This window comes from Salinisphaera sp. T5B8 (assembly GCF_040361255.1).
GTDB lineage: Bacteria > Pseudomonadota > Gammaproteobacteria > Nevskiales > Salinisphaeraceae > Salinisphaera.
The window spans coordinates 141279-166501 of sequence record NZ_APNG01000007.1; the positions used below are offsets into that span (position 1 = coordinate 141279).

A 25223-nucleotide genomic window follows, 5' to 3' on the forward strand; every position below is an offset into this window, starting at 1 on the left:
GCAGCGCCAGTCGTTGCCCCGGCGTTTTCGGTTGTAAAGGTCAAGGATTCATGGCGAACCGCGATTACTACGAAATCCTCGGCGTGTCGAAGAGCGCGTCGAAGGACGAAATCAAGAAAGCCTATCGCCGGCTGGCGATGAAGAACCATCCGGACCGCAACCCGGATGACGCCGATGCCGAAGCGCGTTTCAAGGAGGCATCGGAAGCCTACGAAGTGCTCTCCGACGACCAGAAGCGCCAGACCTATGACCAGTTCGGTCATGCCGGGCTCGGCGGCGCTGCGGGCGGCGGCGGCTTCGGTGGTGCCGGTGCTGGCGGTTTCGGCGATATCTTTGGCGATATCTTTTCCGACATCTTCGGCGGCGGCATGGGCGGCGGCCGTCAGCGTGCCTCGCGCGGCGCCGATCTTCGCTACGATCTGGATTTGGATCTGGAAACCGCCATCGGCGGCGACACGGTCGAAATCCGAATTCCCACGCTCGAGCAGTGCGACGCCTGCGACGGCAGCGGTGCGGAGAAGGATTCGCCGGTCGATACCTGCCCGACCTGTCAGGGCGTCGGTCAGGTGCGTATCCAGCAGGGATTTCTGTCGATCCAGCAAAGCTGCCCGGACTGCCACGGCAGCGGCAAGAAGATTCGCAATCCCTGTCGCAAGTGCGGCGGCGAAGGCCGGGTGCAGTCGTCCAAGACGCTGTCGGTCAAGGTACCGCCGGGCGTGGACAACGGCGATCGCATCCGCTTGTCCGGCGAAGGCGAAGCCGGCGAAATGGGCGGGCCGTCGGGCGATCTGTACGTACAGATCAACGTCAAGCCGCATGAGTTTTTCGAGCGCGACGGCAACAACCTGCACGCCAATGTGCCCGTCGATATGATCACGGCCGCACTCGGCGGCGAAATCGACGTGCCCACGCTGGATGGCAAGGTCAGCCTGCGTATCCCGGCCGAAACCCAGTCGGGCAAGACGTTCCGTCTGCGCGGCAAGGGGGTGCAGTCGGTACGTACCTCCGCGCCGGGCGATCTGCTGTGCAAGGTATCGGTGGAGACGCCGGTCAACCTCAATGCCAAGCAGAAGAAATTGCTTGAAGAGCTGCGCGAAAGCCTGGAAACCAGTGGGCGCAGCCATAGCCCGGCGACCAGCTCCTGGCTGGACAAGGCCAAGCGTTTCTTTAACGAACACCTCGGCTGAGCCAGCCGAGCAAAAAGGAAGGTGACGTCATGACCACACGTGTGGCGATTAACGGCGCCGCCGGGCGCATGGGCCGGGAACTGATCATTGCCTGTCAGCGCAATGATGCGCTGACCCTGGTGGCGGCTTTCGAAGCCCCCGACAGCCCGGCGATCGGCCAGGATGCCGGGCGCCTGGCCACGGGCGAAGACCTCGGCGTGGCGATTGCCAGCGCCGATGATCGCGATGCCTCGGCATTCGATGTGCTGGTCGACTTCACCCGGCCCGAGCCCTGTCTGGCGGCACTCGCCGACTGTGTGGCGGGCAATGCGGCCATGGTCATCGGCACCACCGGTTTTGATGACAGCCAGCTTGCCCAGCTCGACGAGGCGGCCTCCAAGATCGCGCTCGTATTCGCGCCCAACTTCAGTGCGGGCGTGAACTTGACGCTGAAACTGCTTGAAAAGGCAGCGAAAGCGCTGGGCGACGATTTCGATATCGAAGTCATCGAGGCCCATCATCGCCACAAGGTCGATGCGCCCTCGGGCACCGCACTGCGAATGGGCGAAGTGCTCGCCGATGCCACCGGGCGCGATCTTGACGATTGCGCGGTGTATGCGCGTCAGGGCCATACCGGCGAGCGCGAGCGTGGCAGCATCGGTTTTCAGACCATTCGCGGCGGCGACATCGTCGGCGAGCATACGGTGCTGTTTGCCGGCGAGGGCGAGCGCGTCGAGATCACCCACAAGGCGTCGTCGCGTCAGACATTCGCCGGCGGGGCGATGCGCGCGGCCGCCTGGGTCGCCCAGCAGCCGGCCGGGCGCTATGACATGAACGACGTGCTGGGGCTGTCTGCCGACTAAGGAAACTGGCCGCGGGCCATTCAAGCGGCTATAATCCGGCGCCGCCTGCGCCCGACTTCGTTTCGCGAATACCGGTGCGTCCCGAATCCACGAATCCTGGAGGCCCTGTTGCGCCCCAAAGCTGTGCTCGCGCTCGAAGACGGTAGCCTGTTTCACGGTCGTGCAATCGGTGCTCTCGGCACCACGGTGGGTGAGGTCGTATTCAATACGGCCATGACCGGCTACCAGGAGATCCTCACCGATCCCTCCTATCGTCAGCAGATGGTCACGCTGACGTATCCGCATATCGGCAATACCGGTGCCAACCCCGAAGACATCGAGTCGGACCGCGTACAGGCGGCGGGTCTGATCATCCGCGAAGTGCCGCGCGCGCAAAGCAACTGGCGCGCGCGCAGTGGTCTGATCGAATATCTCGAAGACAACGGCGTGGTGGGGATCGGCGATATCGATACCCGTCGCCTGACCCGCGTGCTGCGCGAAAAAGGCGCCCAGAACGGTTGTATCGTCGCCGGTGACGATATCGATGTAGACGAAGCGATCGCCCAGGCGCGCGCGTTCGCCGGCCTGAAGGGCGCGGACCTCGCGGCCGATGCCGGCACCACCGAAATCTACGAATGGCGCGAGCCCAGCTGGGTCGGGCCCAACGATACGCACGCGCCGGCGCCGCCCACCTACCATGTGGCGGTCTACGACTACGGGGTAAAATACAACATCCTGCGCCGGCTGGTGGATTGCGGCGCGAAGGTCACGGTAGTGCCGCCGCGTACGCCGGTGGCCGAGGTGCTGGATATGGGCGTCGATGGCGTGCTGTTGGCCAATGGCCCAGGCGATCCGGAGCCGCTGGATTACGCGATCGCGACCTGCCGCGAGCTCATCGAGCGGGGCTTTCCCACGCTGGGTATCTGTCTGGGTCACCAGATCCTGGGGCTGGCCGCCGGTGGCAAGAGCCTGAAGATGAAGTTCGGCCATCACGGCGCCAACCATCCGGTTCAGGATATCGACAGCGGCGAAGTGCTCATCACCAGCCAGAACCACGGCTTCGCCATCGACGAAGCCAGCCTGCCCGAAACCGCGCGGGTCACCCATCGCTCGCTGTTCGATGGCTCGCTACAGGGCATCGAAATCGTCGGCAAGCCGGTGTTTTCGTTCCAGGGCCATCCGGAAGCCAGTCCCGGCCCGCACGACGTGGCCCCCATCTTCGATCGCTTCATGCGGGCGATGGAAAGCCATCGGTAGTCCGCAAATCAACGCGAATGAGCGCAAATGAAAGACAATATTTCAAAGCGTGTCATTGGTTGTGCATTTACGGTGAGCAATCAGCTTGGTTGCGGTTTCCTGGAAAATGTTTACGAGAATGCGCTGGCGATCGAGCTTCGCGACCAGCGCATCGAGTTCGAACGGCAAAAGGCGCTCAAGGTTTATTACCGTGGTGTGGTGATCGGCCAATACGTCGCGGACATCGTGGTCGCGCAATGTTTGATCATCGAGATCAAGGCGTTAGCGTCAATCACGTCGACTCATGAAGCGCAGCTTATGAATTACCTGCAGGCGACGGGTATTACGGTCGGCCTGCTGTTGAATTTTGGTACACAACGTCTCGGCGTGAAGCGCATTGTTAAGTCGCACGACGACTCTTCGCCGATCTGACTTTTATTTGCGCTCATTTGCGTCAATTTGCGGACAAGTGATTTATGCCCAAGCGCACAGACCTTAAAAGCATCCTCGTTATCGGCGCCGGCCCGATTGTGATCGGCCAAGCCTGCGAGTTCGACTACTCGGGCATGCAGGCCTGCAAGGCGCTCAAGGACGAGGGCTTTCGCGTCATCCTCGTGAACTCGAATCCGGCCACGATCATGACCGACCCGGAAACGGCGGACGCGGTCTATATCGAGCCGATTACCTGTGCCACGGTCGAGCGCATCATCGAAGCCGAAAAGCCCGATGCGTTGTTGCCCACGATGGGCGGCCAGACCGCGCTCAACTGCGCGCTGGATCTGTATAACGCCGGTGTGCTGGCCAAGCACGGCATCGAAATGATCGGCGCGACCCAGGAGGCCATCGACATGGCCGAGGATCGCAGCGCCTTCCGGCGCGCGATGACCGAAATCGGTCTAGCCACGCCCGAATCCGCGGTCGTGCATACGATGGATGAAGGCATCGAGGTGCAGGCGCGTATCGGTTTTCCGATCATCATGCGGCCGTCCTTTACCCTCGGTGGCACCGGTGGCGGCATCGCCTACAACCGCGAGGAGTTCGAGGATCTGCTTTCGCGCGGGCTGGAACTGTCGCCGACCAACGAAGTGCTGCTCGAACAGAGCGTGCTCGGCTGGAAGGAATACGAGATGGAGGTGGTGCGCGATCATGCGGACAACTGCATCATCATCTGTGCGATCGAGAACCTCGACGCGATGGGTGTCCACACGGGCGACTCGATCACCGTCGCCCCCGCCCAGACGCTGACCGATCGCGAATACCAGGTCATGCGCGATGCCTCGCTGGCCTGTTTGCGCAAGATCGGCGTGGATACCGGCGGCTCCAACGTCCAGTTCGCGATCAATCCGGCCGACGGCCAGATGATCATCATCGAGATGAACCCGCGGGTGTCGCGCTCCTCGGCGCTGGCCTCCAAGGCGACCGGTTTCCCGATCGCCAAGATCGCGGCTAAGCTGGCGGTGGGCTACACGCTCGACGAGCTCAACAACGAGATCACCGGCGGCGTCACGCCGGCCTCGTTCGAGCCGTCGATCGACTACGTCGTCACCAAGATGCCGCGCTTCACCTTCGAGAAGTTTCCGGCCGCCGACAACCGTCTGACCACGCAGATGAAATCCGTGGGCGAGGCGATGGCGATCGGGCGCAGCTTCCAGGAGTCGCTACAGAAGGCCATGCGCAGCCTGGAAATCGGTTCGGATGGCTTCGAACCCAAGCTCGAGGATCTGGCCAGCGATGCGGCCAAGGACACGCTGCGTGCCGAGCTGTCGACGCCGCGTGCCGAGCGGCTTTGGTATGTCGGCGATGCCTTCCGGGCGGGTTTCAGCCTGGACGAAGTGCATCGCCTGACCCATATCGACCCCTGGTTCCTCGACCAGATCGAAGAGCTGATCGCCATGGAAGGCGCGCTGGCGCAGTCCACGCTGGGCGATCTCGATGCCGATACGCTGCGCGCCTACAAGCGCAAGGGCTTTTCCGATCTGCGTCTGGCCACGCTGCTGGGCTGCGATGAATTCGCGGTACGCCGCGCGCGGCTGAAGAACAATATCGTGCCGGTCTACAAGCGGGTCGATTCCTGTGCGGCGGAATTCCCCACCGCGACCGCCTATCAATACTCCTCCTACGACGAGGAGTGCGAGGCCAACCCCTCGGATCGCGACAAGATCATGGTGCTCGGCGGCGGGCCCAACCGGATTGGTCAGGGCATCGAGTTCGATTACTGCTGCGTGCACGCGGCCCTTGCGATGCGCGAAGATGGCTACGAGACCATCATGGTCAACTGCAATCCGGAGACCGTCTCCACGGACTACGACACCTCGGACCGGCTCTATTTCGAGCCGCTGACCTTCGAGGACGTGATGTCGATCATCGATGTCGAGCAGCCCAAGGGCGTGATCGTGCAGTACGGCGGCCAGACGCCTTTGAAACTCGCGCGCCGCCTGGAAGCCGCCGGCGCGCCGATCATCGGCACCACGCCGGATTCGATCGACCTGGCTGAGGATCGCGATCGCTTCCTCAACCTGGTCAACAAGCTGGGCCTGAAGCAGCCCGCCAACCGCAGTGCGCGCTCCGAAGCCGAGGCCATGCGTCTGGCCGAGGAAGTGGGCTTTCCCATGGTCGTACGCCCGTCGTACGTGCTGGGTGGCCGGGCGATGGAAATCGTCTACGAGCCGGAGGATTTGCAGCGGTACATGACCGCCGCGGTCAAGGTCTCGCCGGATTCGCCGGTATTGCTGGATCGCTTCCTGGAAGACGCGATCGAGCTGGACGTGGATGCCATCTGTGACGGCACCGATGTGTTCATCGGCGGCATCATGGAACATATCGAACAGGCCGGCGTGCATTCCGGCGACTCGGCCTGTTCGCTGCCGCCGTACAGTCTCGGTGCCGAGGTGCTCGACGAAGTACGCCGTCAGACCGCCGCGCTCGCGCGCGGGTTGTCGGTGGTCGGGCTGATGAACGTCCAGTTCGCCATTCGCGGCGGCGAGGTCTATCTGCTGGAGGTCAATCCGCGTGCCTCGCGTACGGTGCCGTTCGTGTCCAAGGCCACGGGCGTGCCGCTGGCCAAGATCGCGGCGCGTTGCATGGCCGGACAGACGCTGGCCGAGCAGAATATCGGCGCCGAGCGCAAGATCGCGCATTTCGCGGTCAAGGAAGCGGTGTTCCCGTTCTCCAAGTTCCCGACCGTCGACCCCTTGCTCGGCCCGGAAATGAAATCCACCGGCGAGGTCATGGGCGTGGGCCGGACCTTTGGCGAGGCCTTTGCCAAGTCGCAGCTGGCCGGCGGCGTGGGCCTGCCGGAAAGCGGCACCGCGCTGATTACGGTGCGTGACGGCGACAAGCCGCATGCGGTCAAGCTCGCGCGCGAGCTCGCCGAAGCCGGCTTTGGCATCGTCGCCACGCGCGGCACGGCGAGTGCGATCAGCGAAGCGGGCGTGGCCTGTACGGTGGCCAACAAGGTCAAGGAAGGCCGGCCGCATATCGTCGACATGATCAAGAACGGTGAAATCCAGCTGGTGGTCAATACCACCGAGGGCAAGCGCGCGATCGAGGAATCACGCTCGATCCGGATCACGGCCTTGCGCTACAAGGTGGCCTACTTCACCACCATCGCTGGGGCCCAGGCCAGCTGTACTGCGCTTACCGACGGGCGCGCGGCTCAGGTGTATTCGCTGCAATCGATTCAGGCCGCGATTCCGGCGTAATTCAGGCGCGGCGCAGCGCGCGTGTTCGCGCGTTGCGCCGCCTTTTCAGGCCCCGGCGATCTTGCGGCGATCGGGTGATCGGTTGGGCGCAGGCCGGGGCGGGCCGAAAAAAATCGGCGAACCCGTTATAATGCGCACAAACCAAAACTCTGACTGAAGCCATTAGCGACCAAAATTCTGCAAACGACGTCCGGTTTCGTCCGCCTCGCAAGGAAGACGGTGCCGGTATTCTTCGCCTCGTGCACGATCTCGGCGTGCTCGATGTCAATTCGGCCTACGCCTATATGCTTATCGGCGAACACCACGCCGATACCAGCGTAGTCGCCGAGATTGACGGCGAACTGGTCGGGTTCATCACCGCCTATATCCTGCCGGCGCACCCCGACATAGTATTCGTCTGGCAGGTGGGTGTGGCCGAAGCCGGTCGCGGACGCGGTCTGGCCACGCGCATGCTCTTCGAAATCCTCGCGCGCGACGCCTGCCAGAACGTGCGCTATCTGGATACCACCATCGGCCCCAGCAACGAGCCTTCGATCGCCTTGTTCCGCGGTCTTGCCCGTCGTCTGGATACCGACGTTGCCGAAAGCGAGCTGTTTTCCAGCGAAATGTTCGGCGATTTCGACGACGAGCCCCACGAGCCGGAAATCCTGTTTCGGATTGGCCCGTTCGACCGCGCCCGCGTGCTTTCGCAGCACAGCGAATAAGATCGCCAGGCCGCTTGCCATACGGCCGCCGCTCACCGATTATCCGAGCAAAAGCTCAGGAGCAGTTATGGAAATTATCAATCGTCTCGAATCCGAAGTCCGCGGCTACGTCCGCTCCTTTCCCAAGGTATTCACCTGGGCCAAGGGCAACCGCATGAAAGCCGAGGACGGCAGCGAATATCTCGACTTCTTCTCCGGCGCTGGCGCGCTTAACTATGGTCACAACGACGAGACCATGAAGGCCGCGCTGATCGAATACATCCAGTCGGACGGTGTGACCCACGGTCTGGACATGGCGACCGCCGAGAAGATCCGGTTCCTCGAAACCTTCGAGAACGTGATCATGAAACCGCGCGGCATGGAGTACAAAATCCAGTTCCCGGGGCCGACCGGCACCAATGCCGTGGAAGCCGCGCTCAAGATCGCGCGCAAGGTCAAGAAACGCCCGGGCGTGCTGTTTTTCACCAACGGCTATCACGGCATGACGCTGGGCGCGCTGTCGGTCACCGGTAACGCCTCCAAGCGCGGCGGTGCGGGTGTAGCCATGCCCGGCACCACGCCGCTGCCGTACTGCGGCTATTTCGGCGAAGACCGTGATACCGCCGACGACCTCAAGGCCCTGCTGGAAAACAGCTCCAGCGGTCTGGAAAAGCCCGCGGCGGTGATCGTGGAAACGGTACAGGGCGAGGGCGGCATCAACGTCGCCAGCTTCGAATGGCTCAAGAAGATCGAACAGCTCTGCCACGAGCACGACATGCTGTTCATCGTCGACGATATTCAGGCGGGCGTGGGCCGTACCGGTCCGTTCTTCTCGTTCGAGCCGGCCGGCATCAAGCCGGACATCATCACCGTGTCCAAATCGCTGTCGGGCTACGGCCTGCCGCTGGCGATCACCATGATCCGTCCGGACCTGGATATCTGGAGCCCGGGCGAGCACAACGGCACCTTCCGCGGCTTCAATCATGCGTTCGCGACCGCGATCGCCGCGCTGGAAACCTACTGGAGCGACGACAAGCTCGAAAAGGAAACGCTGCGCAAGAGCGAGACCATCAAGCAGCGCCTGAACGCGATGGTGGATGCGCAGCCGTCCTTCGAGGCCGAAATTCGCGGGCGCGGGTTCTTCATCGGCATGGATTGTGCGCAGGCCGAGCTGGCTGACGAGATTGCCGGCGAGTGTTTCGAGAACGGTCTGATCCTGGAAACGGCCGGTGCCGACGACAACGTCATGAAAGTCATGCCGCCGTTGATCAGCAGCGACGAAGACATCGCCGAAGGCCTGGATATCATCGAAAAGGCCCTGGCCACGGTGCTCGAACGCCACGGCCTGCTCAACAGCGCGGCCTGATCATTCGTTTGCCCTGCAATCTGCAGTCTATGCTGTAGGATGCAGGGGTGTAGATCATCACAAGACGCAAGGAGTCTTATATGAAGATTGTGCGTACCGAAGACCTGCGTGGAACCGACCGCGAAGTCATCAGCCCGGACGGCTGGACCAGCGTGCGCTGGTTGCTCAAGAGCGACGGCATGGGGTTTTCGTTCCACGAAACCACCTTCCCGCCGGGCCTGGAATTCGACATGTGGTACAAGTACCACCTCGAAGCGGTGTTCTGCTACAAGGGCGAGGGCACGATCGTCAATCGCGATACCGGCGAAGAACACAAGATCGAGCCGGGCACGGTGTATGCGCTGGATAACCACGACAAGCATACGCTCAAGGCCAAGACCGAAATGAAGCTGGTCTGTGCCTTCAACCCGCCGGTCACCGGTCGTGAGATCCACGACGAAGACGGCGCCTACGTGCCGCCGGAAGACTGATCGCAGCGCCTTTTCATCTGCGATGAATGAAAAAAGCCCCGGTCGCTGACCGGGGCTTTTTTGTGCCCATTCGCTGCGCGCGCCCGGGTTTACACGGTCAAGCCACCGATCAGCGCGCCGAGCAGCAGCGGCAGACTCTGCACCACGATCAGAATGAATAACCCGGCGCTGGCGATCATGCCGATGATGGGCAAACCGATCAGCGCACCGGAAAGCCCCACCAGCACGAAGCACAACACCGCAGCGGGCAACAGCGCTGCCAGCAGTCCGCGCGAGGCGCTGCCTGCCGTACGCCCGCCGACGAAACCGGCGACCAGCGGCCCCACCAATGGCAGCCAGAACAGTAGTAGGGAGAGAACGGCCATCCAGATCATGGCCATGACGATACTGCCTTGTTTCATGCGCTTCTTTTTCCTTTCCTTGATGGACGCGTGCCGGTCAAAACCGGACAATGACGCCGATTATCGCATCTGAGCGCCAATCGCCATGAATCGTTATAGCCTCGACAACTACGAGCGCCCTGAACTCGAGCCGCCGCAAAGCGACGAGAAGCTGCTCATGCATTCCTGCTGCGCGCCCTGTGCCGGCGAAGTGCTGGCTGCGGTCAAGGCCTCCGGCATCGATGTCACGGTGTATTTCCACAACCCGAATATCCATCCGGTGCAGGAATACGAGATGCGCAAGGCCGAGGACATGCGCTACTGCGAACAGCTCGGCATCCCCCATATCGACGGCGATTACGATACCGACAACTGGTTCGACCGTATTCGCGGGCTGGAAAACGAGCCCGAACGCGGTCGCCGGTGTACGGTGTGTTTCGACATGCGCTTCGAACGCACCGCCTTGTATGCCGCCGAACACGGCTATGGCCTGGTGTCGAGCACGCTGGGCATTTCGCGCTGGAAGAACATGGCCCAGATCAATGAAGCCGGCGTACGTGCGGCCAACCGCTACGACGGTGTGACCTACTGGACACTGAACTGGCGCAAGCAGGGCGGGGCCGCGCGCATGATCGAGATCGCCAAACGCGAGGCTTTCTATCAGCAGGAATACTGCGGCTGTGTGTATAGCCTGCGCGATACCAACCGGCACCGCACGGCGAGTGGGCGCCCGCGTATCCAGAAAGGCATCAAGTTCTACGGTCGCGAGGCCATTCGCAGCGCGAATGTGCCCGGCCGCGGGGAATATCCGACCCTCGACCGGGGCTCGGACTGATAACCCGGTTCTGACGGCGCCTATGCGCGATGCCATGCTCCGATCGAAGCCGTTAGAGGCGATTATAATCACGCCATGAGTCGCCCCCACGTGCATTCCGCCGCTGCGCACCGCCAGGCGCGTTCGGATTTCAGCGCCAAGCGCCGTGCGACGATCGTCGGCGCGTTGGTCAATCTGCCGTTGGCGCTGATCAAGATCGTGGTCGGCGTGATCGGCCATTCGCAATCGCTGATTGCCGACGGCGTGCATTCGGCGGCCGATCTGATCAGCGACGCGGTGGTGCTCGGCGCGGTGCAGATGGGCATGCAGCAAGCCGATCGCGACCATCCGTACGGACATGCGCGCATGGAAACGGCTGCCACATCGCTGGTGTCGCTGTTTCTGCTGCTGACCGCGGGCGCGCTCGCCTACGACGGTATTCGCCATCTGGCCAGCGAGCAGGCCGGCACACCGCCCGGCATGCTCGCGCTGGCGGTCGCGTTGTTATCGCTGGTGCTCAAGGAGGCGTTGTTCTGGTACACGCTGCGTATCGCACGCCGGGCCAAGTCGCAGCTGATCGAGGCCAACGCCTGGCATCATCGTAGCGACGCGCTGTCGTCGATCGCGGCACTCGTGGCCATCGGCGGCGCGATGCTGGGCTACCCGGCCCTGGATGCGCTGGGCGCGATTCTCATCGGCCTGATGCTGGCGTTCATCGGCGTACGTTATGGCTGGCAGAGTTTTCGCGAACTGGTGGATACCGGGCTCAAGGCCGACCGTATTCAGGTGGTACGCGATCAGATCGCGACCGTACCCGGGGTGCGGCACATGCGGCGCCTGCGTACGCGCACAATGGGTGGGCATGACGCGTTTGCCGATGTCGGCGTGTTTGTCGATCCGTACGTGAGCCTGACCGAGGCCCATCGCATCAGCGAGGCGATTACCTCACGGCTGGTACGCCATGTCGACGAGATCGCGGATATCTGCGTACATATCGAGCCGGACGGCCATGCCGATTCCGACGCAGCGCATGCACTGCCGCTGCGCGAACAGATCCTGCCGGAACTGGAAAGCGCCTGGGCGGACTTGCCCGCAGCGGGCGAAATCCAGCGTGTGACGCTGCATTACCTGGACGACGTGATCGAGGTCGAGATTCAGCTACCGCTGGCCCGTGTGCCGTTTCACGAACGCGACCAAGCGGCCTTCGATACAGTCGCCCGCGATATGCCCGCGATTGCCGAAATCCGGCTACTCTACGGTGCACCGCAGCGTACGCCGCGCCGCGAGTGATCGCGCCAGGAAGATGACGTCCGCGAATACACGCAAATAAGGCATGAAGACCGATAACCATCGGGCGCCAGGTCAGCTTTAAGCGCTCAAGCCTGATATTTGTTTTAGCCCCTAATCGAGCGCAACGAAGCCGTTATGGTCGAATAGCGCCGTGCATGAACCGTCTTGTCTTCCATTCGCGTGTATTAGCGTTCATTTGCGGATCGTCTTCTCGCCGTGAAGACAGCGTTTTCGCGAATGAACGCAAATAAACGCAAATAAGGCACGAAGACAGATCGATATCGCTCGCGGGGGAGCGGCAAGCGCTCAAGCCTTATGCGGGTTTTGCCCCAAATCGAGCGCAAGGAGGCCGTCCGGTCGAACAGTGCTCTGCAACTGTCTTCCATTCGCGTTTATTGGCGTTCATTTGCGGACCGTTTTATTTTCTTGAAAGCAAAAACCGCAGGTTACACAGCGGGCGTTTGGTGCCCCGCCGCTAATAGGCGAATTCGGTGAACACCGGGTCGACCGATTCATTCCATCGGCCGGCATACAGATCAAGCAGTGTTTCGGCAGGCGTCACGCCGGTTTCGGCGATTTCGGCCAGCTGGTCGAGATACATGCGTTCGTCGCGGTCCTGGCTATCCAGGCGCGCTCGGCGTTCGAGCCCACCCTGGGCGATGGCGACGACTTCGCGGGCGATATCCTGCAACGTGCCGTCGCGAAACGGCGTTTTCAGCCCGTAGACGGGGGCGTCGCGGCGCAGACGGTTGCGTTCTTCCGCAGTGAAATCGCAACACAGCTGCCAGGCAGCATCCAGGGCTTCGCTGTCGTAACACAGCCCGGCCCAGAGCGCGGGCAGCGCGCACAGCCGGCGCCAGGGCCCGCCATCCGCGCCACGCATTTCCATGAAACGCTTGAGTCGCACCTCGGGGAACAGCGTGGTCAGATGATCGTCCCAATCCGACAGCGTAGGCAGCTCGCCCGGTAGCGCCGGCAGCTTGCCGGCCAGAAAATCCCGGAACGACTGGCCGGAGGCGTCGATATAACGCCCGTCGCGATAGACGAAATACATGGGCACGTCGAGCGCATATTCGATATAGCGCTCGAAGCCCATATCGTCGTCGAACACCCAGTCGAGCATACCGGAGCGATCGTTATCGGTATCGGTCCAGATCTGGCTGCGATACGACACGAAACCGTTGGGCTTGCCTTCGGTAAACGGCGAGTTGGCGAACAATGCCGTAGCCACCGGTTGCAAGGCCAGGCCGACCCGGAATTTCTGCACCATATCGGCTTCCGAGCCGTAGTCGATATTCACCTGTACGGTGGATGTGCGCAGCATCATGTCCAGGCCGAGCGTGCCGACCTTGGGCATATAGGCTTTCATGATGTCGTAGCGCTGCTTGGGCATCCACGGACAATCCGCGCGTGCCCATTTCGGCTGAAAACCCAGGCCGAGCAGGCCGACGTTCATTTCCGCGGCGACTTCCTTGACCTGTTTCAGGTGCACATGAATTTCGTCGCAGGTTTCGTGCACGGTATCCAGCGGCGCGCCGGCGAGTTCGAGCTGGCCGCCGGGTTCGAGCGTGATATGGCAACGCCCGAGTTCAAGCGCCACGAGCTTGTCGTTTTCGGTCATCGGCTGCCAGCCGAAGCGTTGCAGTTTTTCCAGGAAGGTCTGGATGCCGCGCTCGCCTTCATAGGGCAGGGGCCGGAGCGTGTCGCGGTCGAACACGAATTTCTCGTGCTCGGTGCCCAGGCGCCAACGGCTCGGCGGCTTACAGGCGTTTTCGAAATATTCGATGAGCTGGCGACGATCTGTGATCGTCGCGCCGCCGGATTGCGAAGGCGCCGACATGGACTCTCCAATCGGTCATGAGCGCGGCCAGAACACGCGCTTCATGCTGCAGTCTGAATTTGGCGCATGGTAACGTTAAAAGCCGCGTTCCGGGATAGTTGGCGAATGCAATCAATACATGGCCTGCGTTGGCGCGCATGGCGGCGTGTGCTCGCGCCGGTTTCCTGCGCGTATCCGCGCGTCGCCGCGAGGAGTTCACGATGAGTACGGCGATCCTGAAATCCAGCCATATCGAGGCGCTGTTTCGGCTCACCCGTCTGCACAAGCCGATCGGTATCTTCCTGGTGGTCTGGCCCATGCTCTGGGCGCTGTGGCTGGCGGCGGGTGGCGTGCCCGATCTGTGGGTGTTGTGCGTTTTCGTGCTCGGCGCGATTCTCATGCGCTCGGCCGGTTGTGTCATCAACGATTTCGCTGATCGCAAGATCGACGGTCATGTAAAACGCACGCGCGAGCGGCCGTTGGCCACCGGCGAGGTCAGTTCACGCGAGGCGCTCGTCCTGTTTGCCGTGCTGTGTCTGGCCGCCTTCGCGCTGGTGCTTACGCTCAACGGTCTGACCATCGCCATGGCGTTCGTGGGCGCGGGGCTGGCCGTGCTGTACCCGTTCACCAAACGAATGACCCACTGGCCGCAGATGTTTCTAGGTGCGGCCTTTGGCTGGGCCGTGCCCATGGCATTCGCGGCTCAGGCCGGCGGCGTGCCGTGGGGTGGCTGGCTGCTGTTCGCGGCCACGCTTATCTGGGCGCTGGTCTACGACACCTTCTATGCCATGGTCGATCGCGACGACGATCTCAAGATCGGGGTGAAATCCACGGCTATTCTGTGGGGGCGCTACGATCGCGCGGTGATCGGTGTGTTCCAGCTGCTGTTTTTCGCGCTGCTGATTGGCGTGGGCCGGGCGTTCGAGTTGGGCGGGCTGTACTACCTGGGGCTGACCTGCGGCGCGCTGATGGCGCTTTACCATCAATGGCTTGCGCGTAATCGTGATCGCGACGCCTGTTTTCGTGTGTTCATGCAGCACAACATTCTCGGTGGGGTCATTTTCGCCGGCGTTGTAGCGGATCTGGCCATCCACTAGGGTGCGAAACGCATCCCGGCGCAGTCGGCGCTGACGATAAGCGCTGTTACTAGCATCTCGTCGTCACGCGCGCCTGAGCGTCAGACGCTCGAACGTGTCGACCCATTCACCCAATCCGACCGGAACCTGCTATGAGCAACGCCGAGCTGATTGCGCGCGATTTGAACGTCGTGTGGCATCCCTGTACCCAGATGAAGGATACCGAGGCCATGCCACCGGTCCCGATCAAGCGCGGCGAGGGCGTATGGCTGGAGGATTTCGACGGTAATCGCTATATCGACGCGGTGAGTTCCTGGTGGGTCAATATCTTCGGCCATGCCAACCCGGCCATCAACGACCGCATCAAGACGCAGCTGGATACGCTCGAACACGTCATGCTCGCCGGTTTTTCGCACGAGCCGGCCGTCGAGCTGGCCGAACGCCTAGTCGCGCTCACGCCGGCCGGCTTGACCCGTGCCTTCTATGCCGACAACGGCTCGGCGGCGGTCGAGGTCGCGCTCAAGATGAGCTTCCATTACTGGCGCAATACCGGCCACGGTGAAAAGACGCGCTTCATCAATCTGTCCAACAGCTATCACGGCGAAACGCTGGGCGCGCTCGCGGTCGGCGATGTCGATCTCTATAAAAAGACCTACGAGCCGCTATTGCTCAAGCCGCTGACCGCCCGCTCGCCGGATTGCTACGAGCGCGAACCGGGCGTGAGCTGGGAAGCACACAGCCGTGCCGTGTTTGCTGATATGGAAGCGCTACTGGCCGCGCATGCGCACGAAACCTGTGCGGTGATCGTCGAGCCGCTATTGCAGTGCGCGGGCCATATGCGCATGTATCACCCGGTCTATCTGGAATTGTTGCGCGAGGCCTGTACGCGCTACGGCGTGCATCTGATTGCCGACGAGATCGCGGTCGGTTTCGGGCGTACGGGCACGCTGTTTGCCTGCGAACAGGCCGGCGAGGCCGGGATTTCGCCGGATTTCATGTGTCTGTCCAAGGGGTTGACCGCAGGCTATCTGCCGCTGTCGATCACCATGACCACCGACGATATCTACAACGCCTTCTACGACGACTATGCCAACCTGACCGCGTTTTTGCACTCGCATTCCTATACCGGCAACCCGCTGGCCTGCGCGGCGGCACTGGCCACGCTCGACGAATTCGAACGCCGCGACCAGATCGCGGTCAACCGCGGGCTGGCCGAGCATATGGCCGCGGCCGTCGCGCCACTGGTCGATCATCCCAATGTGGCCGAGGTTCGCCAGACCGGTATGGTGCTGGCCATTGAAATGGTGGCCGACAAGGCCACGAAAACGCCGTTCGACTGGCGCGAACGCCGCGGCATTCAGGTTTATCGGCATGCGTTGAGCCAGGGCGCGCTGCTGCGCCCGCTGGGCGATGTGATCTATTTCATGCCGCCCTACGTGATCACGCCGGAACAGATCGCGCATCTGGGCACGGTCGCTGCACAAGGCATCGAACGCGCCGTCTCGACTTGAGCCGAAAGCGCTGCTAGCCTGACCCTATCCGGTTTATACCGGCCCAGACACAACCGATTCTTGCATCCGCAACAGAAACGGTCGCCGAAACGGCGGCCGTTTTGTTTTCGGGTGTGCTGTTTTCCAAGGTGGAGTGATGGACAAGACACCGCTGACGCAGAACGGCGCCGACGCGCTGCGCGACGAACTCAAGCGACTCAAGAAAACCGAGCGGCCGCGCATTGTGGCCGCGATCGAGGAAGCGCGCGCGCATGGCGATCTCAAGGAGAACGCCGAGTACCACGCGGCCAAGGAAGAGCAGGGCTTCAACGAAGGCCGGATCAACGAAATCGAATCCAAGCTCGCCACCGCGCAGATCATCGATGTGGCCCGCGTGGGCGCACAGGCGAATGGGCGCGTGGTTTTTGGTGCAACGCTCGACCTGGCCGACGAGGACAGCGGCGAGGAATTCACCTATCAGATCGTTGGCGAGGACGAGGCCGATATCAAGAAAGGCCTGCTGTCGTTCGCCTCGCCGATCGCGCGGGCGCTGATCGGCAAGACCGAGGGCGACGTGGTGGATATCGATGTGCCCGGCGGCCGCCGTACACTCGAAATCGTCGAGGTTCGTTATATCTGATCGGCCGCGCCGATACGGCCCGCCCGCCGGTTGGATGACCCGCGGGCGGGGTTTGCGACGGCGGAGGGGCTACGCTTTCTCGGGATTGGGGCGATACAGTGTCGCGGTGCGCCCGATCTGTTGGACACAGGCGGCGTCCAGGCGCTGGCAGACCTGTTCGACTTCACCGCGCCGATCCTGTTTGTCGTCGGTGGCCAGCTTGATCTTGACCAGTTCGTGATCGAACAGGGCGCGGTCGATTTCGGCCAGCACCGGCTCGCTCAAACCGGCCGCGCCGGTTTGCACCACCGGCTTGAGATGATGGGCCTGTTTCTTGAGTGCGCGCCGCTCGGCGGCATCGAGATCTGGGGACATTGGCGGTTTCACGATCGCTGGCTTGAAAACAGCGCAACAGTATACGACCCATGAGCAAGCGCAGCGATACACGCCGATGGCTGGACAAGCACCGCAACGACCCGTACGTGCGGGCTGCGCAAAAGGATAACTACCGTTCGCGCGCGGTCTACAAGCTGGCCGAGGTCGACGAACGCGATTCCCTGCTCAAGTCCAAGCACTGTATTGTCGACCTGGGCGCGGCGCCGGGCGGATGGAGCCAGTATTGTCGGCGGCAGCGCCCGCAGGCGCGGGTCGTCGCACTGGACCGCCTGGACATGGATCCGATCGACGGCGTGGATTTTCTGAAGGTCGATTTTGCCGAGCAGGCCGGGGTGGATACGCTGCTGGATACGCTGGGCAGCGACCGTGTCGATCTTGTACTTTCGGACATGGCCCCCAATTTGACAGGGATCATGGTGGCCGACCAGGCCGGTGTGATGCAGTTGGCCGAACTCGCACTGGATCTGTGCGCGTCGGTACTCGATGCCGATGGCGATCTGTTCATCAAGGTGTTTCAGGGCGAGGGCTTCGATGAAATGCTGGTCGACATGCGAAAACGCTTTCGGCGTGTGGCGGTGCGCAAGCCCAAGGCTTCGCGCGATGCCAGCCGCGAAATGTATCTGCTGGGCCAGGGCTGGCGTATATAGGCACTGGGTAAAGCAGCGGGCCGACAGGCCGATTGTTTATACTGTTCGGCAGAACACGCCGGACGCCAATCATACGACCGCCGGATCGCGGTCGAGGATGTAGATCTTGAACGAACTAGCTAAGAATCTGCTGTTGTGGGTCGTGATCGCACTCGTGCTCATGAGTGTGTTTTCGAGCTTCGCGCCATCGGCATCGAGCGCCAACGAGGTGTCGTACTCGCATTTTCTCGATCAGGTCGAGAATGGCAGCGTTTCGCAGGTCCATATCGAGGATCAGCGGATTCGTGGTCAGCTCAAGTCCGGGCAGAAGTTCGCGACCTACAGTCCGGAGTCCGATAACAAGGCCATGATCGGCACGCTGCGCGAGCATGACGTAGAGATCGTCGGTGAACCGGAGGACCAGGGCTCGTTCCTCAAGCAGATCCTCATTTCCTGGTTCCCCTTCCTGCTGTTGATCGGCGTCTGGATCTATTTCATGCGCCAGATGCAGGGCGGCGGTGGTGGCCGCGGCGCGATGTCCTTCGGCAAGTCCAAGGCGCGCATGATGCAGGCCGACCAGGTCAAGATCACCTTCGCTGACGTCGCCGGCGTGGAAGAAGCCAAGTCCGAGGTGCAGGAGTTGGTGGAATTTTTGTCCGAGCCGGGCAAGTTCCAGCGCGTGGGCGGCAAGATCCCGCGTGGCGTGCTCATGGTCGGCTCGCCGGGTACCGGTAAGACGCTGCTGGCCAAGGCAATCGCCGGCGAGGCGGGCGTGCCGTTCTTCTCGATCTCGGGTTCCGACTTCGTGGAAATGTTCGTGGGCGTGGGCGCGTCGCGTGTTCGTGACATGTTCGAACAGGCCAAGAAGCAGTCGCCCTGCATCATCTTCATCGACGAAATCGACGCGGTCGGCCGCCAGCGTGGTGCCGGCCTGGGCGGCGGCCACGACGAGCGTGAACAGACGCTCAACCAGCTGCTGGTCGAAATGGACGGTTTCGAAGGCAGCGAAGGCGTGATCGTGATCGCGGCCACCAACCGGCCCGACGTGCTCGACCCCGCGCTGCTGCGCCCCGGTCGTTTCGACCGTCAGGTGGTGGTGCCGCTGCCGGACGTGCGCGGGCGCGAGCAGATCCTGAAAGTGCACATGAAGAATGTGCCCATTCACGACAACGTGAAGGCATCGGTGATCGCGCGTGGTTGCCCGGGCTTTTCCGGTGCGGATCTGGCCAACCTCGTCAACGAGGCCGCGCTGTTCGCCGCGCGTGCGAACAAGAAGCTGGTGGTCCAGGAGGATTTCGAGCGCGCCAAGGACAAGATCATGATGGGCGCCGAGCGCAAGTCCATGGTCATGACCGAGGACGAAAAACGCCTGACCGCCTATCACGAGGCCGGCCACGCCATCATCGGCCTGACCGTGCCCCAGCACGATCCGGTGCACAAGGTCACCATCGTGCCGCGCGGTCGTGCGCTGGGCGTGACCATGTTCCTGCCGGAAGAGGATCGCTACAGCTATTCCAAGCAGCGGCTGATCAGCCAGATCTGCACGCTCTACGGCGGCCGTCTGGCCGAGGAGATCATCTTCGGCAAGGAAGCGGTCACCACGGGTGCGTCCAACGATATCGAGCGCGTGACCGAAATCGCGCGCAACATGGTCACCAAGTGGGGTCTGTCCGATCGTCTCGGGCCGATCGCCTACGATACGGAAGACAATCAGCCGTTTCTGGGCAAGGCCGCGACGCAGTCCAGCGGTATTTCCGACGAAACGGCGCATGCCATCGACAAGGAAATCCGTTCCATCATCGACGGCTGCTACGAGCGCGCCAAGCAGATCCTCGAAGATCATATGGACAAGCTGCATCTGATGTCGGATGCGCTCATGAAGTATGAAACCATCGATCGCAAGCAGATCGACGAGATCATGCAGGGCCGCGAGCCCGGCCCGCCGGAGAGTTGGGACGATTCGGATACGCCGAATTCCGGCGGCGGCAATGCGCCGACGGCGAGCAGCCCCGATTCGGGCAAGTCTTCCGACAGTCAGGACAGCGACGACAAGGGTGTGCCGAGCCCGGCCCACCATCGCGAGTCCTGATCGCGGGCTTTAATTGGACGGGCCGGCAGTCTGCATCTGCCGGCCTTTCTGTTTAGAATCAGATAAATGCTTTGTATTTCTCATCGCCTTTGTCACGCTGCGCGGGTGTCGCCGTGCAGTTGAGTGGCCGCGATCGAACGCTGGATCTGACCCGGCCTGCGGTGATGGGCATTCTCAATGTCACGCCGGATTCGTTTTCCGACGGCGGCGCCTATGTGGAAACCGAGCGCGCGATCGCTCATGCCCTGGCCATGGCCGAGCAGGGCGCTGCCGTTATCGATATTGGCGGCGAGTCCACGCGCCCCGGCGCGGCGCCGGTCGACGAGCACGAGGAGCTCGCACGCGTGCTACCGGTCATCGAAGGCCTGCGTGCGCAAAGCGATGTCTTCATTTCCGTGGATACGATCAAGGCGCGGGTAATGCGCGAAGCCTGTGCGGTCGGCGCCGACATGATCAACGATGTCATGGCCTTGCAGGCGCCTGGGGCGATCGAGGCGGCACGCGACAGCGGTGCGGCGGTGTGTCTGATGCATATGCAGGGCGAGCCGCGCACCATGCAGTCCGCGCCCGTGTATGGCGATGTGGTCGCCGAGGTGCGTGACTTCTTGCAGGCCCGTGTCGAAGCCTGCCAGGCGGCGGGGATCGACAGGAATCGAATCTGTCTGGACCCCGGTTTCGGCTTTGGCAAGACGCTCGAACACAATCTCGAGCTCATGCGCCGTCTGAATGCCTTTGTCGCGTGCGACCTGCCGGTACTCGTGGGCGTGTCGCGCAAGTCCATGTTCGTGAAGCTGCATGGGCATGACGATATGGATAGTCGTATTCATGCCAGCGTCACCGCGGCCTTCTGGGCCGTGACCCAGGGCGCGCGTATCATTCGCAGCCACGACGTGGCGCGAACAGTCGAGGCGCTGACGCTTGCCTCGGCGCTGACCGATAGCCCGTAAATCAAGAAAGGAAGACGCGATCGTGGCGCAGCGATATTTTGGAACGGACGGTATTCGCGGTGAGGTGGGCGAGTCGCCGCTGACACCGGATTTCGCGCTCAAACTGGGCTGGGCTGCAGGGCGCGTACTCGTGCGCCGACTCGGCGAACGCGGCGTGCCGGAAAGCGCCGGTGAGCGCGCCCAGGTGTTGATCGGCAAGGACACCCGCCTGTCTGGCTATATGTTCGAATCTGCCCTCGAGGCGGGTTTTGCCGCCGCGGGCGTGGATGTGCTGCTGGTGGGACCGTTGCCGACGCCGGCGATTGCCTATCTGGCGCGCACCTTTCGTGCGGGCGCAGGCGTAGTCATCAGCGCGTCGCACAACCCTTTTTCCGATAACGGTTTCAAGTTCTTTTCGCACTACGGCCAGAAGCTGGCCGATGAAGTGGAGGCGGAAATCGAAGCCGAGCTCGACCAGCCGTTGGTCTGTGTGGATTCCGATCGGCTGGGGCGCGCGCGGCGCGTGGAAAGTGCGCCGGGGCGCTATATCGAATTCTGCAAATCCACGGCACGCTTCGAAAACGGCGGCCTGTCGGGTCTGAAGCTCGTGATCGACTGTGCCCACGGGGCGACCTATCACGTTGCGCCCGATGTGTTTCGCGAACTCGGCGCCCAGGTCAGCGTGATCGGCGCTGCTCCGGATGGGCTCAATATCAATCGCGATGTCGGCTCGACCCATCCCAAAGGCCTGTCGGAGGCCGTGCGCGCGCATGGCGCCGATGTCGGCATCGCGCTCGACGGCGACGGCGACCGCTGCATCATGATCGATCACGAGGGCAATATCGTCGACGGCGACCAATTGCTCTACGTGATCGCGAACGCGCGCCGTGAGGCTGGCGAACTCCAGGGCGCGGTCGTCGGTACGCTCATGAGCAATCTGGGGCTTGCGCTGGCGTTCAAGCGCGACGGCGTCGAGTTCGAGCGCGCGAAAGTGGGCGATCGCTACGTTTTCGAGCGACTCAAGGCTCTGGGCGCGAATATCGGCGGCGAGTCGTCGGGCCATATTCTGTGCCTGGATCGCGCGACCACGGGCGACGGCATTGTCTCGGCATTGCAGGTGCTCGCAGCGATGGTCGCCAGCGGCGAGAGTCTGCAAACGCTGGTGCAGCCTGTCGACAAGTGTCCGCAGACACTGATCAACGTGCGTATTAACCGGGGCAGCGCGGATACGCTCATGCAGGACGCGCAGGTGGTTGCGGCCGTGCACGACGTCGAAAGTGCGTTGGGCGAGGAAGGTCGCGTATTATTGCGCCCCTCGGGCACCGAGCCGTTGCTGCGCGTGATGGTCGAAGGTACCGACGCGGCCGCGGTCGAGGACTGCGCCAACCGGCTCGCCGACAGCGTACGCCAGGCGGCAGCTGCGGCCTGAGCGCGGCGGATACGACAACAAATGAAGGATACCCAATGAGCCGTACGATGCTGATCGCAGGCAACTGGAAAATGAATGGCGACGCGGCACAGGTGGATGCGTTCGCCCGCGACGTCGCGGCCGGCGCGGCGAACATTTCTGCCGACATGCTCGTGTGTGTGCCGTTCGTCTATATCGAGCGCCTGGCGGCGGGTCTGGGCGACGCCTCGGTGGCGGTGGGTGCACAGAACGTGGCGGCCGAGGTCGAAGCCGGCGCCTTCACCGGCGAGGTCAACGGCGCGATGCTCGCGGATATCGGTTGTCGTTATGCCATCGTCGGCCATTCCGAGCGGCGCGCCCTCTACGGCGAAACCGATGCCGTGGTGGCCGCCAAGACCGACGCCGCGGTCGCCGCCGGGCTCACGCCGATCGTATGCGTTGGCGAAACGCTGGAACAGCGCGAAGCCGACCAGACCGAAGCGGTGCTCGCCGCGCAGATCGATGCGCTGTTTGCGCAGTGCGATGCGCGCACGCTCTCCGCGGTGGTGATTGCCTATGAACCGATTTGGGCGATCGGTACGGGGCGTTCTGCCTCGCCGGAACAGGCTCAGGCGGTTCATGCATTCCTGCGCGGACAAATCGCTGACAAGGATGCTACAATTGCCGAATCGGTTCTGCTGCTTTACGGCGGCAGCGTAAAGCCGGACAATGCCGCGGCGTTATTCGCCGGGGCGGACGTCGACGGCGCGCTGATTGGCGGCGCTTCGCTCAAGGCCGATTCATTCTTGGACATTGCGCGCGCGGCCGGTTAGGCTCGCGCACGTTCACAGGCTCTGGCATGGTTTATACAATACTGGTCGTCATCCAGGTCGTGGTTGCGTTGGCCCTGATTGGGCTGATCCTCGTGCAGCACGGCAAGGGTGCGGACGCGGGCGCTGCCTTTGGCAGCGGTGCATCGGGCACGGTTTTCGGGGCCAAGGGCTCGGCAAACTTCATGACCCGTGCGACCGGCGCGCTGGCTACGGTATTCTTTGCCATCAGTTTGACACTGGCCTATCTGATCAATGGTGCCAGCACGCCCACGGGCAGTGTCACCGATCAGGTTCAACAGCAGGCGCCGGGTTCGTCGCTGCTGTCGGATGGCAACAACAATGGCGTGGCCGGCGACGAAGTCGTCACCGGCGACACCACGGCGCCCGCCGCCGAAGATACGAACAAGGGCGCGTCGGCCGAACAGGGCTCGACGTCGCCGCAAGTACCGGCCGACAACGGTGATGACGCCGATGCGGCCGAACCCAGTGCGCAGGTGCCCGAGTAGGGCGCGTACGGGTTCACGCTCATGCCGACGTGGTGGAATTGGTAGACACGCTGTCTTGAGGGGGCAGTAGCGAGAGCTGTGCCGGTTCGAGTCCGGCCGTCGGCACCATACAATTTGTCAGCGACGTGAGAGGCACGCCAGCGGCGACATGCGAGTCACGATCAAGAAAGGTCTGGATCTGCCAATCGGCGGTGCGCCCAGGCAGGTCATTCAGGATGCGTCGCCGGTCAGCCGCGTCGCGGTTGTCGGCACCGACTACCACGGCATGAAGCCGACCATGGCGGTTGCCGAAGGCGATCGGGTCAAACTCGGCCAGCCGCTGTTCGAGGACAAGAAGACACCCGGGGTCATTTATACCGCCCCGGGCGCTGGCGAGGTGGTTGCGATCAATCGCGGCGCCAAGCGGATGCTGCAGTCGGTGGTCATTCGTCTGGACGCCGACGCCAGCGCCGACGATGAAATCACCTTCGATACCCATACCCCCGAGAAGCTCGGCGAGCTCGATCCCGCGCGTGTTGAGCGCACGCTGATCGAATCCGGGTTCTGGACGGCGCTGCGTACACGCCCGTTCAGCAAGGTGCCGGCGCCGGGTACACGCCCGCGCTCGTTCTTCGTAACCGCGATCGACACCAACCCGCTGGCCGCCGACCCGGGCGTGATCGTCAATCAGCGCCGGTCGGATTTCGTCAACGGTCTGCGCGTGCTGTCCCGGCTTACCGACGGTTCGGTCTATATCTGTAAAGCGCCCGGGGCGGATATTCCCCAGCCCGGTGGCAGCCAGTTCGTAACCGCCGAATTCGAAGGCAAGCACCCGGCCGGGTTGGTCGGCACGCATGTGCATTTTCTCGACCCGGTGGGCGTGGACAGCTGTGTATGGCATCTGGGCTATCAGGATGTCATGGCCATTGGCGCGTTGTTCATCACCGGGCGTATTAACGTCGAGCGGGTCGTCGCGCTTTGTGGTCCCGCGGCATCGAATCCGCGCCTGCTTCGTACGCGTATGGGTGCGAGTACCGACGAGTTGTTGCACGACGAGATCGAGGGCGATGAAGTGCGCGCGATTTCGGGTTCGGTTCTATCCGGGCGGCGCGCGGCGGAGTGGGGCTCTTTCATGGGTCGCTACGACACCCAGCTCACATTGTTGCCGGAAAGCCGCGAACGGCCCTTCATGGGTTGGCTGATGCCCGGGCGTGATCGCTTTTCCAAGATCAACGTATTCCTTTCGAGCCTGCTCAAGCCGGCGAGCTACAAGTTCAATACGTCACAAAACGGCAGTGCCCGTGCCATGGTGCCGATCGGCAACTACGAAGAAGTGATGCCGCTGGATATTCTGCCCACGCAGCTGCTGCGCGCATTGCTGGTGCGCGATACCGACAGCGCACAGGCACTGGGCGCGACAGAACTCGACGAAGAGGATCTGGCGCTGCTGAGTTTCGTCGACGTCGCCAAATACGATTTCGGGCCGCACCTGCGTGCGAACCTCGACATCATCGAACGCGAGGGTTGAT

Annotated in this window: 23 protein-coding genes and 1 tRNA gene; 21 read left to right on the plus strand and 3 right to left on the minus strand. The window is 62.5% G+C overall.

Annotated features, from left to right (window positions below; all coding sequences use genetic code 11):
- Window positions 1-50 precede the first annotated feature (50 nt).
- From dnaJ to T5B8_RS08385, 8 genes are all read left to right on the plus strand, one after another.
- Window positions 51-1187, plus strand: a complete 1137-nt coding sequence (dnaJ, locus tag T5B8_RS08350) for a molecular chaperone DnaJ (RefSeq protein WP_353177872.1) — start codon at window positions 51-53, stop codon at window positions 1185-1187.
- Window positions 1188-1216: 29 nt separating this feature from the next.
- Complete coding sequence (gene dapB / locus T5B8_RS08355) at window positions 1217-2029, plus strand: 4-hydroxy-tetrahydrodipicolinate reductase (protein WP_353177874.1); 813 nt, start codon at window positions 1217-1219, stop codon at window positions 2027-2029.
- Between the two features lie 108 nt (window positions 2030-2137).
- Window positions 2138-3265: a glutamine-hydrolyzing carbamoyl-phosphate synthase small subunit gene (carA, locus tag T5B8_RS08360; protein WP_353177876.1), complete on the plus strand. Its 1128-nt coding sequence runs from the start codon at window positions 2138-2140 to the stop codon at window positions 3263-3265.
- Between the two features lie 27 nt (window positions 3266-3292).
- Complete coding sequence (locus tag T5B8_RS08365; protein ID WP_353177878.1) at window positions 3293-3676, plus strand: GxxExxY protein; 384 nt, start codon at window positions 3293-3295, stop codon at window positions 3674-3676.
- Between the two features lie 44 nt (window positions 3677-3720).
- The gene (carB, locus tag T5B8_RS08370) at window positions 3721-6945 is read left to right on the plus strand and encodes a carbamoyl-phosphate synthase large subunit (RefSeq protein ID WP_353177880.1); all 3225 of its coding nucleotides are present in this window, start codon (window positions 3721-3723) and stop codon (window positions 6943-6945) included.
- Window positions 6946-7106: 161 nt separating this feature from the next.
- Window positions 7107-7649: a diaminobutyrate acetyltransferase gene (ectA, locus tag T5B8_RS08375; protein WP_353177977.1), complete on the plus strand. Its 543-nt coding sequence runs from the start codon at window positions 7107-7109 to the stop codon at window positions 7647-7649.
- Between the two features lie 67 nt (window positions 7650-7716).
- Window positions 7717-8994 carry a diaminobutyrate--2-oxoglutarate transaminase gene (ectB, locus tag T5B8_RS08380; protein WP_353177882.1) on the plus strand — a complete coding sequence of 426 codons (1278 nt, stop codon included), beginning with the start codon at window positions 7717-7719 and terminating at the stop codon, window positions 8992-8994.
- Between the two features lie 80 nt (window positions 8995-9074).
- Entirely contained in the window at window positions 9075-9464 is a 390-nt protein-coding gene (locus T5B8_RS08385) for an ectoine synthase (RefSeq protein WP_353177884.1), read from the plus strand.
- A gap of 89 nt (window positions 9465-9553) precedes the next feature.
- Here the strand turns inward: T5B8_RS08385 and T5B8_RS08390 are convergent, their stop codons facing one another.
- Entirely contained in the window at window positions 9554-9865 is a 312-nt protein-coding gene (locus T5B8_RS08390; protein ID WP_353177885.1) for a hypothetical protein, read from the minus strand.
- A gap of 85 nt (window positions 9866-9950) precedes the next feature.
- Here T5B8_RS08390 and T5B8_RS08395 point away from each other — a divergent pair, with 85 nt between their 5' ends.
- On the plus strand, window positions 9951-10679 hold the full coding sequence (locus tag T5B8_RS08395; RefSeq protein ID WP_353177887.1) for an epoxyqueuosine reductase QueH: 729 nt from the start codon (window positions 9951-9953) through the stop codon (window positions 10677-10679).
- A 75-nt stretch (window positions 10680-10754) separates the two neighbouring features.
- Complete coding sequence (locus tag T5B8_RS08400; RefSeq protein WP_353177889.1) at window positions 10755-11948, plus strand: cation diffusion facilitator family transporter; 1194 nt, start codon at window positions 10755-10757, stop codon at window positions 11946-11948.
- 475 nt (window positions 11949-12423) lie between these two features.
- Here the strand turns inward: T5B8_RS08400 and T5B8_RS08405 are convergent, their stop codons facing one another.
- Window positions 12424-13788 (minus strand): glutamate--cysteine ligase, encoded by a 1365-nt coding sequence (locus T5B8_RS08405; protein ID WP_353177890.1) that lies wholly within the window; start codon window positions 13786-13788, stop codon window positions 12424-12426.
- Window positions 13789-13988: 200 nt separating this feature from the next.
- Here T5B8_RS08405 and ubiA point away from each other — a divergent pair, with 200 nt between their 5' ends.
- The 3 genes from ubiA (at window position 13989) to greA (ending at window position 16973) form a co-directional block, all read left to right on the plus strand.
- Window positions 13989-14864 carry a 4-hydroxybenzoate octaprenyltransferase gene (gene ubiA, locus T5B8_RS08410; protein WP_353177892.1) on the plus strand — a complete coding sequence of 292 codons (876 nt, stop codon included), beginning with the start codon at window positions 13989-13991 and terminating at the stop codon, window positions 14862-14864.
- 131 nt (window positions 14865-14995) lie between these two features.
- Window positions 14996-16354, plus strand: coding sequence for an adenosylmethionine--8-amino-7-oxononanoate transaminase (locus T5B8_RS08415; RefSeq protein WP_353177894.1), 1359 nt, complete (start codon window positions 14996-14998; stop codon window positions 16352-16354).
- Between the two features lie 136 nt (window positions 16355-16490).
- Complete coding sequence (gene greA, locus T5B8_RS08420) at window positions 16491-16973, plus strand: transcription elongation factor GreA (RefSeq protein ID WP_353177896.1); 483 nt, start codon at window positions 16491-16493, stop codon at window positions 16971-16973.
- Between the two features lie 69 nt (window positions 16974-17042).
- Here the strand turns inward: greA and yhbY are convergent, their stop codons facing one another.
- On the minus strand, window positions 17043-17327 hold the full coding sequence (gene yhbY / locus T5B8_RS08425) for a ribosome assembly RNA-binding protein YhbY (RefSeq protein ID WP_353177898.1): 285 nt from the start codon (window positions 17325-17327) through the stop codon (window positions 17043-17045).
- A 50-nt stretch (window positions 17328-17377) separates the two neighbouring features.
- On the opposite strand from yhbY, the gene T5B8_RS08430 reads away from it, so the two are divergent.
- The 8 genes from T5B8_RS08430 (at window position 17378) to T5B8_RS08465 (ending at window position 25222) form a co-directional block, all read left to right on the plus strand.
- Complete coding sequence (locus tag T5B8_RS08430) at window positions 17378-17995, plus strand: RlmE family RNA methyltransferase (RefSeq protein WP_353177899.1); 618 nt, start codon at window positions 17378-17380, stop codon at window positions 17993-17995.
- A gap of 106 nt (window positions 17996-18101) precedes the next feature.
- Entirely contained in the window at window positions 18102-20063 is a 1962-nt protein-coding gene (gene ftsH, locus T5B8_RS08435) for an ATP-dependent zinc metalloprotease FtsH (RefSeq protein WP_353177901.1), read from the plus strand.
- A 113-nt stretch (window positions 20064-20176) separates the two neighbouring features.
- Window positions 20177-21010 (plus strand): dihydropteroate synthase, encoded by an 834-nt coding sequence (folP, locus tag T5B8_RS08440; protein ID WP_502950787.1) that lies wholly within the window; start codon window positions 20177-20179, stop codon window positions 21008-21010.
- 22 nt (window positions 21011-21032) lie between these two features.
- Window positions 21033-22418 carry a phosphoglucosamine mutase gene (gene glmM / locus T5B8_RS08445; RefSeq protein ID WP_353177903.1) on the plus strand — a complete coding sequence of 462 codons (1386 nt, stop codon included), beginning with the start codon at window positions 21033-21035 and terminating at the stop codon, window positions 22416-22418.
- Window positions 22419-22453: 35 nt separating this feature from the next.
- Complete coding sequence (gene tpiA / locus T5B8_RS08450) at window positions 22454-23209, plus strand: triose-phosphate isomerase (RefSeq protein WP_353177905.1); 756 nt, start codon at window positions 22454-22456, stop codon at window positions 23207-23209.
- A 26-nt stretch (window positions 23210-23235) separates the two neighbouring features.
- The gene (gene secG, locus T5B8_RS08455) at window positions 23236-23715 is read left to right on the plus strand and encodes a preprotein translocase subunit SecG (protein WP_353177907.1); all 480 of its coding nucleotides are present in this window, start codon (window positions 23236-23238) and stop codon (window positions 23713-23715) included.
- A 23-nt stretch (window positions 23716-23738) separates the two neighbouring features.
- Window positions 23739-23823 (plus strand) — tRNA-Leu (locus T5B8_RS08460).
- A 40-nt stretch (window positions 23824-23863) separates the two neighbouring features.
- The gene (locus tag T5B8_RS08465; protein ID WP_353177909.1) at window positions 23864-25222 is read left to right on the plus strand and encodes a Na(+)-translocating NADH-quinone reductase subunit A; all 1359 of its coding nucleotides are present in this window, start codon (window positions 23864-23866) and stop codon (window positions 25220-25222) included.
- Window position 25223 lies beyond the last annotated feature (1 nt).

Bases quoted from the DNA above. Each gene is read 5' to 3' on its own strand.
- T5B8_RS08430 (WP_353177899.1), top strand. From the start codon at position 17,378: ATGAGCAAGCGCAGCGATACACGCCGATGGCTGGACAAGCACCGCAAC.
- carB (WP_353177880.1), top strand. From the start codon at position 3,721: ATGCCCAAGCGCACAGACCTTAAAAGCATCCTCGTTATCGGCGCCGGC.
- ectB (WP_353177882.1), top strand. From the start codon at position 7,717: ATGGAAATTATCAATCGTCTCGAATCCGAAGTCCGCGGCTACGTCCGC.
- yhbY (WP_353177898.1), bottom strand. From the start codon at position 17,327: ATGTCCCCAGATCTCGATGCCGCCGAGCGGCGCGCACTCAAGAAACAG.
- dapB (WP_353177874.1), top strand. From the start codon at position 1,217: ATGACCACACGTGTGGCGATTAACGGCGCCGCCGGGCGCATGGGCCGG.
- tpiA (WP_353177905.1), top strand. From the start codon at position 22,454: ATGAGCCGTACGATGCTGATCGCAGGCAACTGGAAAATGAATGGCGAC.
- secG (WP_353177907.1), top strand. From the start codon at position 23,236: ATGGTTTATACAATACTGGTCGTCATCCAGGTCGTGGTTGCGTTGGCC.
- ubiA (WP_353177892.1), top strand. From the start codon at position 13,989: ATGAGTACGGCGATCCTGAAATCCAGCCATATCGAGGCGCTGTTTCGG.
- T5B8_RS08415 (WP_353177894.1), top strand. From the start codon at position 14,996: ATGAGCAACGCCGAGCTGATTGCGCGCGATTTGAACGTCGTGTGGCAT.
- T5B8_RS08365 (WP_353177878.1), top strand. From the start codon at position 3,293: ATGAAAGACAATATTTCAAAGCGTGTCATTGGTTGTGCATTTACGGTG.
- T5B8_RS08385 (WP_353177884.1), top strand. From the start codon at position 9,075: ATGAAGATTGTGCGTACCGAAGACCTGCGTGGAACCGACCGCGAAGTC.
- T5B8_RS08395 (WP_353177887.1), top strand. From the start codon at position 9,951: ATGAATCGTTATAGCCTCGACAACTACGAGCGCCCTGAACTCGAGCCG.
- T5B8_RS08390 (WP_353177885.1), bottom strand. From the start codon at position 9,865: ATGAAACAAGGCAGTATCGTCATGGCCATGATCTGGATGGCCGTTCTC.
- greA (WP_353177896.1), top strand. From the start codon at position 16,491: ATGGACAAGACACCGCTGACGCAGAACGGCGCCGACGCGCTGCGCGAC.
- dnaJ (WP_353177872.1), top strand. From the start codon at position 51: ATGGCGAACCGCGATTACTACGAAATCCTCGGCGTGTCGAAGAGCGCG.
- T5B8_RS08465 (WP_353177909.1), top strand. From the start codon at position 23,864: ATGCGAGTCACGATCAAGAAAGGTCTGGATCTGCCAATCGGCGGTGCG.
- T5B8_RS08405 (WP_353177890.1), bottom strand. From the start codon at position 13,788: ATGTCGGCGCCTTCGCAATCCGGCGGCGCGACGATCACAGATCGTCGC.
- T5B8_RS08400 (WP_353177889.1), top strand. From the start codon at position 10,755: ATGAGTCGCCCCCACGTGCATTCCGCCGCTGCGCACCGCCAGGCGCGT.